The sequence below is a fragment of the Stenotrophomonas sp. YJH_SMC_122 genome, from assembly GCF_059369535.1.
The window spans coordinates 511787-525775 of sequence record NZ_JCAFST010000001.1 but is presented as its reverse complement, the minus strand read 5'-3'; the positions used below and the strand labels follow the sequence as shown (position 1 = coordinate 525775).

The window sequence follows — 13989 nt, the reverse complement described above, 5'->3', positions numbered from 1 at the left end:
CCGGAAGGCCCGGCCCCTCCTCGACGCCCGGGCGGTCGACCCGGCCAGATACCACGGGCGGCAGCCCGATCTGCAACATTTTTCAGAACGGGATCCATTGAAAGCCCGGGACATTCCCCGCGCAATGCCCCGGATCTAGGCCTTGCATGGACCGACCCTGGTGATTTCCCCGGACAGCCCCTCCCCTTTCCCGTCCTGCCTGCCGGACTCCCAGCCTGCAAGGTTGCCGCTGGTCATCATCGGCGCCGGCCAGGCCGGGTTGTCGCTCAGCGCGCTCCTGCAGGAGGCCGGCGTCGAGCATCGCGTGCTGGAGGCCGAAACCGTTGGCTCCAGCTGGCGGCGGCGCTGGGATTCGTTCCAGACCAACACCGCCAACGCGACCATGGCCCTGCATGGCCATGCCTATGCCGGGGATGACCCGGAAGGCTTCATGGGGGCCCCGGAAGTGATCCGACGGCTGCGCGACTATGCCGACGAGCGCGCATTGCCGATCAGCGAGGGGTGCGTGGTCCATCGGGTCGGGCCCGAGTCCGGTGGTTATGCCATCGACAGCAGCCGGGGGCTGATCCGTGCCCAGGCGGTGGTGGTCGCCACCGGTGAATACCGCCGGGCGCGGTTGCCCCGGGCCCCCTTCGCGCCCGCACCAGGCCTCACCGTGCTGCACTCCAGCGACTACCGCAGTCCCGGCCAGCTACCCGAGGGCGCGGTGCTGGTCATCGGCGGCGGCCAGTCCGGCGCACAGATCGCCCAGGACCTGTGCGACGTTGGTCGCAGCGTGTACTGGTCATTGGCCGATCGTCATTCGCACACCCGTCGGCTGCGCGGCAAGGACTCGATGACCTGGTGGGACATGGCCGGGCGCATCCATCAACACGTAAGCCAATCGGCAGCCGTACTGGCAGGCGAGCCGGACGCGCTGCGCAAGGCCCGCACCGCGGAGTTCCCGCTGATATCCGGCAAGGGCGGCGCCGGCCTGGGCAGTTCGATCAGCCTGCTCGCCATGCACCGCGCAGGGATCAGGTTGCTGGGCCGGTTGCAGGAATTCAATGGGAACACCGCCCGCTTCGCCGATGTCCGCCCGCAACTTCGCACCGCGATCGAGGCGACGCGCGCCGAGTACGCCTATCTCGATTCGCTGGCCAGCGCGTACTACGCCACGCGGCCCGAGCCGCGCACCGACGATGCCCGCTACATTCCCGAAGAAGTCTACCTGCACTGGGACCCGGAACCGTCCCCGTGCGAGCTGGATCTGCAGGCCGCAGGTATCCGCTCGGTGGTGCTGGCCACCGGTTTCGTCGCCGAGTGGCCCTGGCTGGACGTGCAGGGCGCGCTGGATGCACATGGCTACCCGCTCGGGGAGTTCGGTGTTTCACCGCAGCCGGGGCTGTTCTTCATCGGCATGCACAACCTGCAGCGGATGAGTTCGTCGTTCCTGTGCAACGGCGGCCGCGATGCACGCGACCTGCTGCCAGCCATCCTGAGGCACCTTGGCGAGAGCGGCGGTACCGATTCCGGCACGGTGGAGCAGGGCGGCCGCCGGGGAACGCCCGGCGGCGCCAGACCGGCTTAGCGGCCGGTCTTCACCTCGGTCCACAGCCGGGTGTAGAGCTTGTCGGTCTCCGGCGTGTTGATCGAGTAGGTGAACATCTTCTCGGCCACGTCGGCCGGCGGGTAGATGGTCGGGTCGGTGCGGATCGCCTCGTCCACCAGCGGCGTCGCGGTCGGGATCGGGTTGGCGTAGTGGATGAAGTTGGTATTGGCCGCGGCGACCTTCGGTTCCAGCAGGTAGTTGATGAACCTGTACGCCGCTTCCGGGTGCTTGGCGTCCTTCGGGATCGCCAGCATGTCGAACCACTGCGGCGCACCTTCCTTCGGGATCGAATAAGCCACGTGCACGCCATTGCTGGCTTCCTCGGCGCGGTCGCGGGCCTGGATGATGTCACCCGACCAGCCGACCACCAGGCAGGTGCCGCCATTGGCCAGCGAGCCGACATACTGCGAGGAGTGGAAATTCTGCACGTACGGGCGGATCGACTTCAGCAGGTCGGCCGCCTTCTGCAGTTCGGCCGGGTCGCCGCTGTGCGGGTCCAGGCCCAGGTAATGCAGCGCGATCGGGATCATGTCGGCCGGCGTGTCCAGGATGGTCACGCCGCAGTCCTTCATCTTGCTGATGTTCTCCGGCTTGAACACCAGGTCCCAGCTGTTGGCGATGTCGGTGCTGCCGCCGAAGCGCTGCTTCAGCATGTCCACGTTGTAGCCGATGCCGGTGGTGCCGATCATGTACGGCACGCCGTACTGGTTGCCCGGGTCCTGGGTGGCGATGCGCTTCATCACCGCCGGATCGAGGTTGGCCAGGTTCGGGATCTTGCTCTTGTCCAGCGGCAGGAACACGCCGGCCTGGATCTGGCGGCCGAAGAAGTTCAGGGTCGGCACCACCACGTCGTAGCCGCTGTTGCCCGCCAGCAGCTTGGTCTCGACCATCTCATCGCTGTCGAATACATCGTAGGTCACCTTGATGCCGCTCTCCTTCTCGAAGGTCGGAATGGTGTCCTCGGCGATGTAATCGCTGTAGTTGTAGACGTTCAGGACCTGGCGGTCCTGCGCGCCGCCGTTGCCACCGCCACAGGCGGCAAGCATGGCGGAGGCCAGGCCGAGCGTGAGGATACGCAGCTTCATCGGGTGCTCCAGAATGCGGGAAGGGGGGCCGGCGGGGCCGGCGACGGGTGCCAGCCTACCCCCCGGCGGCGGATTTTTCTATTCCGGATGCTCAGACGTTCAGCAGCAGGAACTCGCGCTCCCACGAGCTGATGACGCGGAAAAAGGTCTCGTATTCCTTGCGCTTGACCGAGATGTAGGCGCGGCAGAAACGCTCGCCCAGCAGGGCCTGGAGCTCGCTGCACTGCTCCAGCCCGTCCAGCGCCTCGCCCAGCGAGCGCGGCAGGTTGTAGCCCAGTTCCTTCGCGCTGCCGGTCACCGGCGCGTCCGGCGCCAGCCGCTCGCGGATGCCGAGCAGGCCGCAGGCCAGGGTGGCCGCCATTGCCAGGTACGGGTTGGCGTCGGAACCGGCGAACCGGCTCTCCACGCGCATGTTTTCCGGTGTATCCAGCGGCACGCGCAGGCCGCAGGTGCGGTTGTCGAAGCCCCAGTGCACGTTGCTCGGCGAGACTTCGCCGAACACCAGCCGGCGGTAGGAATTCACGTTCGGCGCGAAGAACGCCATCGCCTGCGGCGCGTACTTCTGCAGGCCGCCCAGGTAATGGCCGAACACCGGGCTGAACTCGCCCTCGGCATCGGTCTCGCCAGCGAACACATTGCTGCCATCGCTCACCCGCACCAGGCTCTGGTGGATGTGCATGGCACTGCCCGGCTCGTTCTCCATCGGCTTGGCCAGGAACGTGGCGTAGACCCCGTGGCGCATCGCCGCCTCGCGCATGGTGCGCTTGAACAGGAACACCTGGTCGGCCAGGTCCATCGCATCGGCATGGGTGAAATTGACCTCCAGCTGCGCTGCGCCGGATTCGTGGATCAGCGTGTCCACATCCAGCTTCATCGCATCGGCGTAGTCGTACATCAGATCGAGGATCGGGTCGAACTCGTTGACCGCGTCGATCGAGTACGACTGCCGCGCGGTCTCCGGGCGCCCCGAGCGGCCGGCCGGTGGCAGCAGCGGGAAGTCCGGGTCGGTGTTCTTCTGCACCAGGAAGAACTCCAGCTCGGGTGCCACCACCGGGCGCAGGCCCAGTTCCGCATAAGCCGCCAGCACGCGGCGCAGCACGTTGCGCGGCGCAAGCTCGTGCGGTTCGCCGCTCTTGGTGTAGCAATCGTGGATGACCTGCGCGGTGGCATCGGCCGCCCACGGCACCATGCGCACCGTATCCGGGTCAGGGCGCAGCATCATGTCCGAGTCCGACGGCGAGGTCAGCTCGTAGTAGTCGTCGGGGAACTCGCCGGTGACGGTGGTGGCGAAAATGCCTTCCGGCAGGCGCGTGCCGTAGTCGTGCGAGAACTTGTCGGCAGGAATGATCTTGCCGCGGGCGTTGCCGGTGATGTCCGGCACCAGGCATTCCACCTCGGTGATGCGCCGCTCCTTCAGCCAGCGCAGCAGGCTGCTTTCCTGCGGTGCGGGGGGCGTGGCCGTCTTGCGCGGGCGCGTTCGGGAACTCATCGGGAATCCAGTCGGTTCTGTTGGTGCTGCCGGCAAGCTTGGCCGAACGCACGGAAAATAGCGTGATAGAACGGCGCCTGCGTGACACGCCACTCCGGATGCCACTGTACGCCGAGCACAAATCCATGGTGCAGGCTGCGCGCTGCCTCGACCAGTCCGTCATCGGCCATGGCCTCGACCTGCAGGCCCTGCGCGAGGCGGGCGATGCCCTGTCCGTGCACCGAGTTCACCTGCACGCGGTCGCTCCCCTGCCACCGCGACAGCCAGCCATCGGCGGCCAGGGTGACCGCGTGGGCCGGTCCGTACTGCACCTCCACCGGCGCCTGTGGGTCTTCGCGATGGTCAGCCAGGCCAGGCAACGCGTGTACCTGCGGATGCAGGCTGCCACCCAGCGCGACGTTCAACTCCTGGAAGCCGCGGCAGATCGCCAGCACTGGCAGGTCCAGCGCCAGCGCCTCGTGCAGCAGCGCGAAGGCATTGGCATCGCGGGCAGGGTCATGCGGATTGCCTGGCCAGCTGCGGCCGCCATCGTAGTGCTGCGGTTCGATATTGCTGACCGCGCCGGTCAACAGCAGGCCATCGAGCCCAACCAGCCAGTCGCTGGCCGGCAACGGTGGCTGCAGGCTCGGCAACACCACCGGCGTCACCTCGGCCGCCTCGGCCAGCGCGCGCACGTACTTCTCGCCGGCCACCGCGAAACGGTGGTGGCCGAGCACGGTGCTGTCGGTGGGCAGGCCCACCCAGGGCAGGCGGCGCATGGGAAGACTCCTTGGCGTGCGGACACGTTACCCGCCGCCTGGCAACGGCGGCAAGTCGCTGCCCTCACACCGCAGCTGCCACGCATCGGCGAAACTACGGGGGTGAACGCTGATCGACCTGCCCTGCTCCGCCCTCCCGCACTGCACCCGCGAGGCCTGCAGTGAGCGCCGCCTTTCCGCCCAGCTGGTATGCCGCCAGCCTGCCCGAACCATCCGCGCTGCCCTCATTGCAGGGGCAGGTGCAGGCCGACGTTGCGGTGCTGGGCGCCGGCTATACCGGCCTGACCGCCGCACTGGAACTGGCCGCGCGTGGCCAGCGCGTGGTGGTGCTGGACGCACAGCGGATCGGCTGGGGCGCGTCCGGTCGCAACGGTGGCCAGGCGCTGGTCGGCTATGGCTGCGAGGTGGACGAACTGGAGCGTCAGCTCGGCCGTAACGATGCGCGCCACCTGTTCGACTGGTCGCGCGACGCGGTACAGGCGATGCGCAGGCGCATCGATCGCCTTGGTATCGACTGCCACTGGGTGGAGGGCCACGCCAGCGTCGCCATCCGCGAACGCCATGAGCGCGACCTGCGCGCCAACTGCGAGCATCTTCAGCGCCACTACGACTACCCGATGCAGTGGTGGGACCGTGATGCCCTGCGCGCACAGCTGGACAGCCCGCGCTACCGCGCCGCGATGTTCGATCCGCACAGCGCGCACCTGCACCCGCTGGCCTATGCGCGTGGCCTTGCCGATGCGGCACGCGCGGCCGGCGTGGTGATCCACGAGCATTCGGCGGTCACCCGCGTGCAGCGCGGACCGCAGCCCACCCTGCATACCGCGCAGGGAAGCGTGCGCGCTGCGCATCTGGTGGTTGCCGGCAATGCCTGGCTGCAGGGCCTGCTGCCCGAGCTGGAACGCCGGATCATGCCGGTCGGCACCTATATCGGTGCCAGCGCGCCGCTGGGTGCCGAGCGCGCCCGTGCACTGATCGGCAACAACATGGCGGTGGCCGACACCGCCTGGGCACTGGATTACTTCCGCCTCAGCCACGACCACCGGCTGCTGTTCGGCGGCCGCGCCAGTTACTCGGCGCTGCCCCCACCCGGCCTGCGCGGGGTGATGGAGCGGCGCATGCACCAGGTCTTCCCGCAGCTGGCCGACGTGCCGCTGGAGCAGGTCTGGGGCGGCTACGTGGACATCACCCGCAACCGCGCCCCGCATTGGGGCCGGCTGGACGGCAACCTGTACTTCGCGCAGGGCTTCTCCGGCCATGGGGTGGCCGCCGCCGGGCTGGCCGGCGAGGTCATCGCCGCCGCGATTGCCGGCCAGAGCGAGCGCCTGGACGTGTTCCAGCGCCTGCGGCATGCGCCTTTCCCCGGCGGCCGGCTGCTGCGCATGCCGCTGCTGGTAGCGGCGATGTCCTGGTACAAGCTGCGGGATGCGTTGTGGTAGTGGAGCCATTGCCTGCCACATGACTTGATCCAATGCCGCCCTTTGTTTGCATAATCGGCGCAGGAGCTGGGGAGCACGTGGATGCAGTGGTGGAAGGACGGCCTGCTGGTGAGGATCCGGGTAAGCCCCGAAGGGCTGGCGCTGGCGTTCGTCTATGCGCTCGCCTGCTGGGCGGCGCGCAAGCTGTCCCTGGACCAGTTCTTCCTGCCCGCCGGTGTGCGGGTGGCTGCCCTTCTACTGTGCCCGCCCCGTCTCTGGCCCTATCTGCTGATCGGTGAGTACGCCTACTTCGCGCATCTGCGCATCCCCCTGCTGGGCAAGTACGGCCTGACCTGGGTGATCTGCGCATCGGTCTTCCTGATGCCAACCGTGATGCTGATCGTGCGGCTGCACCGGAAACTGCTCGCACGCACCACCGTCGTGGGTGTAATTTCCATCGCGGTCTGCGCGGCTGCGGCGATCAGCCTGCTCAACCTGGGCATCTCCTCCCTGCTTTGGCCACCGTTGCGGGAAACGCCATTTCTCACCCAAGTGCTGCGCTACGCGCTGGGCGATTTCACCGGCATCCTTATCCTGGCACCGCTGGCACTGCTGTGGATCCGCCGCGCCGAGGAACAATGGACGGCCCGGTCCGTTGCGGCCGTGACAGGTGCACTCGGAGCCATGCTGGTCATCGGCCTGCAGGCGACGCCAGTACCTGCATCGATCACCAGCCCGGGCTCGCTGCAGCTGCTGCTTATCCTGCCGATTCCAGCAATCGCCCTGACCTGCCTGCTGGGGTGGCGTGGAGCAGCCATTGGTGTTGCCGCCGTGAACATGATCCTGGGCATGAGCACACCGGCCGATCGCCCAGACGCGTTCGATGCCGCAACCTTCGCCACCCAGCAGGCCATGGCCATCGCCAGCGTCGCCCTGTTGCTGCTGGGTGCGCGCATCACCCACTTCCAGAACCAGCACCGGTTACGCGAGGAAGATGGCCGGGCGGCCCTGCAGCTTGCCCGCAACTCGCACCTGGCCAGCGAGATGGAATTGCGCGAACGGGCGGCGCATCTGCGCCAACTGGGCGATGGCATGGACCTGTCTCTGAACGAGATGGTGAATTGGCTGCACGCCCAGGGTCATCACGCCGTGGCCGACAGCCTGCGGCATACCTCGGAGGTGCATTCGCGCCTGTTCAGGGCCCAGGCCAGCATGATCTATCCCGCCGCACTGGAACGACTGGGCTTGTATGTGGCACTGCAGGCAGGTGGAGTGCGCGAGGCTTGGGACGCCACCCATCGGATCGGGCGGCCCAGGTTGATGGGTGATCCCTGCCTGCTCGGCGTCGGCCTGCAGCTTGCGGCCTATCGACTCGTGGTTGACGCGGTATCACTGCTTCTGAAAAGCGAATCCGGACAGATTTCTGTCAGTATCCGCTGCGGAAACTTCATCCATAAGCCCGGCGTATTCATCTGCATTGCCCTCGTGGGCCGAAACGAATCATTGGGAACCCGGACCTTGGAACAAGCAAATGAGCATTTGCTGGGCCGAATCCTGGTGCATGGCGGCCACATGGACATCACGGGCAACAGGCTCAGGATCGTGTTGACGGAAGCACAGGGAGATTCCCGCCAGGCGGAGGCCAACCCAGCCCTGGGGGGAAGTATGCGCTCCATCGATCCAGGCGCCCCACGGACCGCGACCTGACTCCCCCAAGGAAACGAGATGCAGATCACTACTCAAAAGTGATCTCTGTTCGGCGCCCCCCCGCTTTCCTCTCCAGGACCGCGCGCCACCGAATGATTGCGCCCCCGTGCTTCTATCGATACTGTCACCCGATGGCGAGTTCAAGCAAGCAATGGGGCCGCCGCCATGTCACGAGCAATGGAGGCTTGGGTTGAACTGGTGGAAAAGGGGAATTGAGCTGACGTTCCGCGTACGGCCCTTGGGGCTGGCGATTGCCGCGATGTACGCGATCGCCTGTTGGGCCGCCTGGCGGGTCTCTTTGGACCAGTTTTACCTGCCTGCCGGCATTCGCGTAGCGGCTTTGCTTGTGTGCCCACCCCGCCTCTGGCCCTACCTGCTCATTGGCGAATACGCGTTCTTCGCACAACTGCGCTACCCGCTGATAGATGAGTATGGACTTGCGTGGGTAATCCTGGGTTCGGCGTTCCTGCTGCCAGCCGTAGCGCTGGTTGTGTATGCGCATCGAAAATTCATGACTGCAAAGGCAGATGGATGGCTGCTTTCAGTCGCAGTTTCAGCCGCCGTGATTGCCACTGCCTTGAAGCTTGGGCTGTCTCACCTGCTTTCAGAGAGCCCTTCAAGCGTGCCGATTGCGACAAGGGCTGTGCGCTTCGCCCTCGGTGACTACATTGCCATTCTGACCGTCGCACCGCTCGCAGTTCTCTGGAGCAGACGCCACGCAATGTACGAATGGAGGCTCTGGCGCTCCCCTCCCACACTCGCTGCTCTTGCAGTGATGCTGGGGCTCGGCCTGGTTACCGCAATGGCCCCCGGCCTGTCGGATGCGAGCAAAACGAGTCTGCAGTTGACCATGGCACTGCCCGTGATCGTGTTGACATGCATCCATGGCTGGCAGGGAGCGGCCATTGGTGTTCCCCTGTTGAATATTCTCATTGCGGTGGTCACTCCTACATCCGGCCTCCTTGGCTCATACGATGAGAGAACGTTCACAACGCAGCAGCTGATTGCCATTGCAGGAACGGGGTTGCTGGCACTCGGTTCCCGGATCACCCGGCACTATCATCAGCGGGGACGTAGAGACGCAGACGGACACCAGACCGCTCGGCTATCAAGGTCGGCTCATATGGCGAGCGAGATGGATCTGCGGGAGCGCGCCCTGGATCTCAGGAGAATTGCGGATGGCATTGAAGTTTCCTTGAACAAGACGGTCGACTTGTTGAAGACACACGGCCATCACTCGCCGGCGCTGGATCTGCTTCTCACGTCCACCGCGCATTCCCGCCAGTTCCGCGAATTGACCAGCATGGTATATCCGACCGAAGTCGAGCACGTCGGGCTCTACCTGGCCCTGCAGGTCAGCGGCATTCGCGAAAGCTGGGATCAGACACACAGGGTCACATCTCCCATCCTGACCGGGGATCCCTGCAGATTGAGCATTGCTTTGCAACTGGCGGCCTACCGTACGCTCACCGAGGCCGTTTCATTGCTGCTCAAACAGGAACAAGGACAGATCCAGATACATGCCCGTTGCGGGCGACTGAAAGGGCAACAAGGAATTCTGCTCAGGATTGCGCTACTGGACCGTGATCGCGAGCTGCTCGTCGACACCACAAGGTTGGCTATTGAACGCCTGAGTTCGCGTGCACAAGCCTATGGGGGAAAAGTGCACTGCGAACGGAACCGCGTGCGTGTGCTGCTTCTGGAAACAGCGACCAGCAACGCGCAAAGCAGCATGCAAGCTGCCTGGACAAGCCGAGTGGACATCGCCTGACTGTCGCCAGCCACCAGAACGCAAGGCCCGGACGATCAGATCATCGCAGGAGCCGGCGCCCCGGCTCCTGCTTCGTCGATGTGCCCCGTCGTGGCGGCCGCGAAGAGTGTCCTCAGCCTGGAGCATCCACGGATTCGACGGCCCATACAGCGCTCGCGCCTTCTCCATAGACAACCAACGAGAACTGGGCGCTCTGGAACACCACGCGTCGGACGCTCTTTTCGGGCAGACGCAGTCGATGCGAAGGCAAAGATACCTTTGCAGCGCTGTTGCCCGCTGGAAGCGTCCAGAACGTCGCATCGACATTTCCCACGATAAGGACGACCTGTCCCGAGAGATCGTTCACCTGGTAGTAACTGATCCCATCGCGTTCAAATCCATAAACAAGCCAGTTTGGGTTCGAACTCAGATTCGTGGCTGCCGGCAGAGCCTCCCCCAGACCGCTCTGAGCCATATGGATTCCGTTGTCTCCACTCGGGCAACACGCCGATGCGCTGAAAGCGGACATGGAAAGCAGGACAGCGGCAGGCAGCAACACTCGCAATTCAGAAAATCTCACGCTCACCCCCATGGATGGTTGGAAAGACAACTCCAGGCAATTCCGTTTCGCCACCCGGCGACTGGATGGCTCTCGACCTCGCTTGAAGGGACCCTTCGTTCGGCGCAGTCGTGCCCAAGACACCAGTAGGGATGGCGCAACCCAGCATAACCACGCCGCACTGCAAGCGCCATGAAGGGAATTGCTTCCAGACCTGACCGTGTCTCCCAGGGATGCCCGGTACCCCCACCAGGACCGTGCAGGGCAGATCTGTCCGCAACCAAAGGCTCCGCTAAAGTTACACCCGAAACCGCCGCTATCCGTGCCGAGCCCCTCCCTCGTGAGCCACCGCATCATGCCCGTGCTGCCGCAGGCCGCCGTCGATGGCGACCTGGCCGATCCGCTGCCGCAGCGGATCCTGCTGGTCGAAAACTCCCGTGCGTTCACCGGCATGCTGCGCGAAGCCATCGAGCAGCGCCTGGAACTGCCGGTGGTGATCGCCTCCACCCTGGCCGAGGCCGACCGGCTGCTCAGCGAAGGCGGGGGCTGGTTCCTGGTGCTGACCGGACTGGTGCTGGCCGACGGCGACCGCGATGCAGTGGTCGAATTCTTCCTCAAGCGCGACCTGCCGACGGTGGTGGTCAGCGGCGTTTACGACGAGGACCTGCGCAAGCGCGTACTGCAGCAACAGATCATCGACTACGTGCTGAAGAATACCCCGGGCAGCATCGACTACCTGGTGTGGCTGGTGCAGCGGCTGGAACGCAACCGACGCATCGCCGCGCTGGTGGTGGACGATTCGCCGTCCGCGCGTGGCTATGCCGCCGCCCTGCTGCGCATGTATGGGCATGAGGTGCACGAAGCCGCCGACGGCAACGAGGGCCTGGCTGCCATCGAGGCGCATCCGGCGATCCGCCTGGCAGTGGTCGACCAGGAAATGCCCGGCATGCAGGGTGTGGAATTCACCCGTCGCCTGCGCACCCTGCGCTCGCGCGACAAGGTGGCGGTGATCGGCATCTCCGGCAATACCGACGCCTCATTGATCCCGCGCTTCCTGAAGAACGGCGCCAACGATTTCCTGCGCAAGCCGTTCTCGCGCGAGGAGTTCTTCTGCCGCGTCTCGCAGAACGTGGACCAGCTGGAACTGATCGGCACCCTGCAGGACCTGGCCACCCGCGACTTCCTTACCGGCCTGCCCAACCGCCGCTTCTTCCTGGAGCAGAGCCAGCGTCAGCTGCCGCAGCTGCAGCTGCACGGCCAATGCGTGGCGGTGGCGATGATCGACATCGACCACTTCAAGCACATCAACGACACCCATGGCCATGAAGCAGGCGACGACGCGCTGCGCGCGGTGGCCGGCGCGGTGACCGCGCATGCACGCAGCCACGACCTGATCGCGCGCTTCGGCGGCGAGGAGTTCTGCCTGCTGGTGCCGGACATGGAACAGGACGAGGCGCTGCTGTACTTCGAGGAGCTGCGCCAGCGCATCGCCGCACTGGAGGTGGACATCGGCACCGCTACCCTGCGCATGACGGTCAGCATCGGCCTGTGCTGCCTGCGCCCGCAGCGCGATGCGCTGCACCGGCTGATCTCCGAGGCCGACCGCCAGCTGTACCTGGCCAAGGCCGGTGGCCGCAATCGGGTCAGCTGCACCACGGTGGCCAGCCCGCTGCGTCCACGCGAGCCTGCGCTGACCTGACCGGCTCGCTTTGATCCAGATCAACGCCGTTCCCGCACGGCAGCTCTACAGTCGGCCCCGACATACGCATGAAGGGGAGCCGGGGATGGCACTACTGGTCTGGCAGGACGATCTGAACATCGGCATCGATGTGATCGATCAACAACACCGCCGCATCATCGAGATGCTCAACCACCTGCACGTGGCGCAGACCAGCCTGCAGCGTGCAGCGGTGGGTGAAGTGATCGACGAAGTCGTCGACTACACCATGTCGCACTTCGCGTTCGAGGAAGAGCTGATGGAGGAGGCGGGCTACCCGTTCTGTGCGGCACACAAGCGCGTGCATGAGATCTTCATCAAGCGCGTGGCCGAGTACCGGTTGCGCTTCCAGGCCGGCGAGGACATCAGCGACGAACTGCGCACCATGCTCTCGCGCTGGTTGTTCAACCACATCCGCGGCGATGACCAGGCCTATGCCGAACAGGTCAAGGCGCACCTGAACCAGTTCACCCGCGAGCACCAGGGTGGCGGTTGGCTGGGGCGTACGCTCAAGCGCTTCTTTGGCTGAACCGCAGCGCGCGCCGGTGCAGTGCCACCAGCGCGCACAGCGTCGCCACCGCGGTCAGGCACAGGTAGTAGCCGACCGCGACCAGGCCGAAGCGCTCGGCCAGCCAGGTGGCCAGGTAGGGCGCCGGTGCCGCACCCAGAATGCCGGCCAGGTTGAATGACAGCGATGCGCCGGTGTAGCGCACCTCCACCGGGTAGATCTCGGCCAGGAAGGTACCGCAGGGACCATAGGTCAGGCCCATCAGGAACAGGCCCAGGCACAGGAAGGCGGTGACCAGCCACGGGCTGTGCGGCTGGAACAGCGGCGCGAACAGCACGCCGAAACCGATGATCAGCACGCTGGCCACGATCATCGTACGGCGCGTCCCCCAGCGGTCGCCATAGCGCGCCGACAGCGGGATGCCCAGCGCGAAGAACAGCATGCCGGCCATCTGCATCAGCAGGAACTGCTCGCGGCTGTAACCCAGCACCGCGGTGCCATGGCCCAGACTGAACACTGTCATCAGGTAGAACAGCACGAAGGTGGCGAACGCACCCAGGGTACCCAGCAGCATCGGCACCGGGTGGTCACGCAGCACCGTCCACATCGGAAGCCGCACCGGCGCCTTGCGCTCCAGCGCCTGCTTGAAGTCGGGGGTTTCGTGGATGTTCAACCGCACCCACAGGCCGAGGCCGACCAGCAGCGCGCTGGCCACGAACGGAATGCGCCAGCCCCACTGCAGGAAGTCGGCCTGGCTCAGGCAGCGGCCAAGCACCAGGAAGATGCCAGCCGACAGCAGGAAGCCGAGCGGTGCACCCAGCTGCGGGAACATGCCGTACCAGGCACGCTTGCCCGGCGGTGCGTTTTCCGTGGCCAGCAGCACTGCCCCGCCCCACTCGCCGCCCAGCCCCAGGCCCTGGCCGAAGCGGCACAGCGCCAGCAGCGCCGGCGCCCACAGCCCGATCTGTGCGTGCGTCGGCAGCAGGCCGATCAGTACCGTGGACAGCCCCATGGTCAGCAGCGCAGCCACCAGGGTGGCTTTGCGGCCGATGCGATCGCCGAAATGACCGAACACTGCCGAGCCAACCGGGCGTGCGATGAAGGCCACCGCAAAGGTTGCCAGCGACTGCAGCAGGGCTGCCTGTTCGCTGCTGTCCGGGAAGAACAGGTGCGGGAACACCAGCACCGCGGCCGTGGCGTAGATGTAGAAGTCGAAGAACTCGATCGTGGTACCGATCAGGCTGGCCAGCAGGACACGACGGGGGGAATTCACGGGCGGCGCGGCAGCGGTGATCGTCGACATCGGCAACACAGGTAACGGCGGATCGCCCGATTCTGCCACGGGCCGGTGGCCGCACGGGACGATGGTTTCAGCCGACACCGATGCCAACGAGGGGGCAGGCGCCA

Annotated in this window: 11 protein-coding genes; 6 read left to right on the top strand and 5 right to left on the bottom strand. The window is 65.7% G+C overall.

Annotated features, from left to right (window positions below):
- Positions 1-142 precede the first annotated feature (142 nt).
- Entirely contained in the window at positions 143-1570 is a 1428-nt protein-coding gene (locus AC5P66_RS02415; protein WP_495216069.1) for a flavin-containing monooxygenase, read from the top strand.
- On the opposite strand, the gene AC5P66_RS02410 is transcribed toward AC5P66_RS02415, so the two are convergent.
- From AC5P66_RS02410 to AC5P66_RS02400, 3 genes are all read right to left on the bottom strand, one after another.
- Positions 1567-2676: a polyamine ABC transporter substrate-binding protein gene (locus AC5P66_RS02410; RefSeq protein WP_495216068.1), complete on the bottom strand. Its 1110-nt coding sequence runs from the start codon at positions 2674-2676 to the stop codon at positions 1567-1569. The genes AC5P66_RS02415 and AC5P66_RS02410 overlap by 4 nt on opposite strands.
- A 91-nt stretch (positions 2677-2767) precedes the next feature.
- Positions 2768-4165 carry a glutamine synthetase family protein gene (locus AC5P66_RS02405; RefSeq protein WP_049416306.1) on the bottom strand — a complete coding sequence of 466 codons (1398 nt, stop codon included), beginning with the start codon at positions 4163-4165 and terminating at the stop codon, positions 2768-2770.
- Positions 4162-4923 carry a gamma-glutamyl-gamma-aminobutyrate hydrolase family protein gene (locus tag AC5P66_RS02400; protein ID WP_049416308.1) on the bottom strand — a complete coding sequence of 254 codons (762 nt, stop codon included), beginning with the start codon at positions 4921-4923 and terminating at the stop codon, positions 4162-4164. Before AC5P66_RS02400 ends, AC5P66_RS02405 begins: the two co-directional genes overlap by 4 nt.
- A 161-nt stretch (positions 4924-5084) precedes the next feature.
- Between AC5P66_RS02400 and AC5P66_RS02395 the strand changes: the two genes are divergently transcribed.
- From AC5P66_RS02395 to AC5P66_RS02385, 3 genes are all read left to right on the top strand, one after another.
- The gene (locus AC5P66_RS02395) at positions 5085-6362 is read left to right on the top strand and encodes an NAD(P)/FAD-dependent oxidoreductase (protein WP_099495042.1); all 1278 of its coding nucleotides are present in this window, start codon (positions 5085-5087) and stop codon (positions 6360-6362) included.
- 81 nt (positions 6363-6443) lie between these two features.
- Entirely contained in the window at positions 6444-8048 is a 1605-nt protein-coding gene (locus tag AC5P66_RS02390; protein ID WP_495216067.1) for an MASE1 domain-containing protein, read from the top strand.
- A 190-nt stretch (positions 8049-8238) separates the two neighbouring features.
- A complete protein-coding gene (locus AC5P66_RS02385) occupies positions 8239-9819 on the top strand; it encodes an MASE1 domain-containing protein (RefSeq protein ID WP_053091789.1) in 1581 nt (526 codons plus the stop codon).
- Positions 9820-9931: 112 nt separating this feature from the next.
- Here the strand turns inward: AC5P66_RS02385 and AC5P66_RS02380 are convergent, their stop codons facing one another.
- Positions 9932-10357, bottom strand: a complete 426-nt coding sequence (locus AC5P66_RS02380) for a hypothetical protein (RefSeq protein ID WP_240458977.1) — start codon at positions 10355-10357, stop codon at positions 9932-9934.
- A gap of 355 nt (positions 10358-10712) precedes the next feature.
- On the opposite strand from AC5P66_RS02380, the gene AC5P66_RS02375 reads away from it, so the two are divergent.
- Entirely contained in the window at positions 10713-12056 is a 1344-nt protein-coding gene (locus AC5P66_RS02375) for a diguanylate cyclase (protein WP_049416322.1), read from the top strand.
- A gap of 85 nt (positions 12057-12141) precedes the next feature.
- Positions 12142-12603, top strand: a complete 462-nt coding sequence (locus AC5P66_RS02370; RefSeq protein ID WP_049416324.1) for a bacteriohemerythrin — start codon at positions 12142-12144, stop codon at positions 12601-12603.
- On the opposite strand, the gene AC5P66_RS02365 is transcribed toward AC5P66_RS02370, so the two are convergent.
- Positions 12584-13885 (bottom strand): MFS transporter, encoded by a 1302-nt coding sequence (locus AC5P66_RS02365; RefSeq protein WP_049416327.1) that lies wholly within the window; start codon positions 13883-13885, stop codon positions 12584-12586. The genes AC5P66_RS02370 and AC5P66_RS02365 overlap by 20 nt on opposite strands.
- Positions 13886-13989: the final 104 nt, after the last annotated feature.

Coding starts and splice junctions, on each gene's coding strand:
- AC5P66_RS02410 (WP_495216068.1), bottom strand. CDS start 2,676: ATGAAGCTGCGTATCCTCACGCTCGGCCTGGCCTCCGCCATGCTTGCC.
- AC5P66_RS02405 (WP_049416306.1), bottom strand. CDS start 4,165: ATGAGTTCCCGAACGCGCCCGCGCAAGACGGCCACGCCCCCCGCACCG.
- AC5P66_RS02400 (WP_049416308.1), bottom strand. CDS start 4,923: ATGCGCCGCCTGCCCTGGGTGGGCCTGCCCACCGACAGCACCGTGCTC.
- AC5P66_RS02390 (WP_495216067.1), top strand. CDS start 6,444: ATGCAGTGGTGGAAGGACGGCCTGCTGGTGAGGATCCGGGTAAGCCCC.
- AC5P66_RS02375 (WP_049416322.1), top strand. CDS start 10,713: ATGCCCGTGCTGCCGCAGGCCGCCGTCGATGGCGACCTGGCCGATCCG.
- AC5P66_RS02370 (WP_049416324.1), top strand. CDS start 12,142: ATGGCACTACTGGTCTGGCAGGACGATCTGAACATCGGCATCGATGTG.
- AC5P66_RS02365 (WP_049416327.1), bottom strand. CDS start 13,885: ATGTCGACGATCACCGCTGCCGCGCCGCCCGTGAATTCCCCCCGTCGT.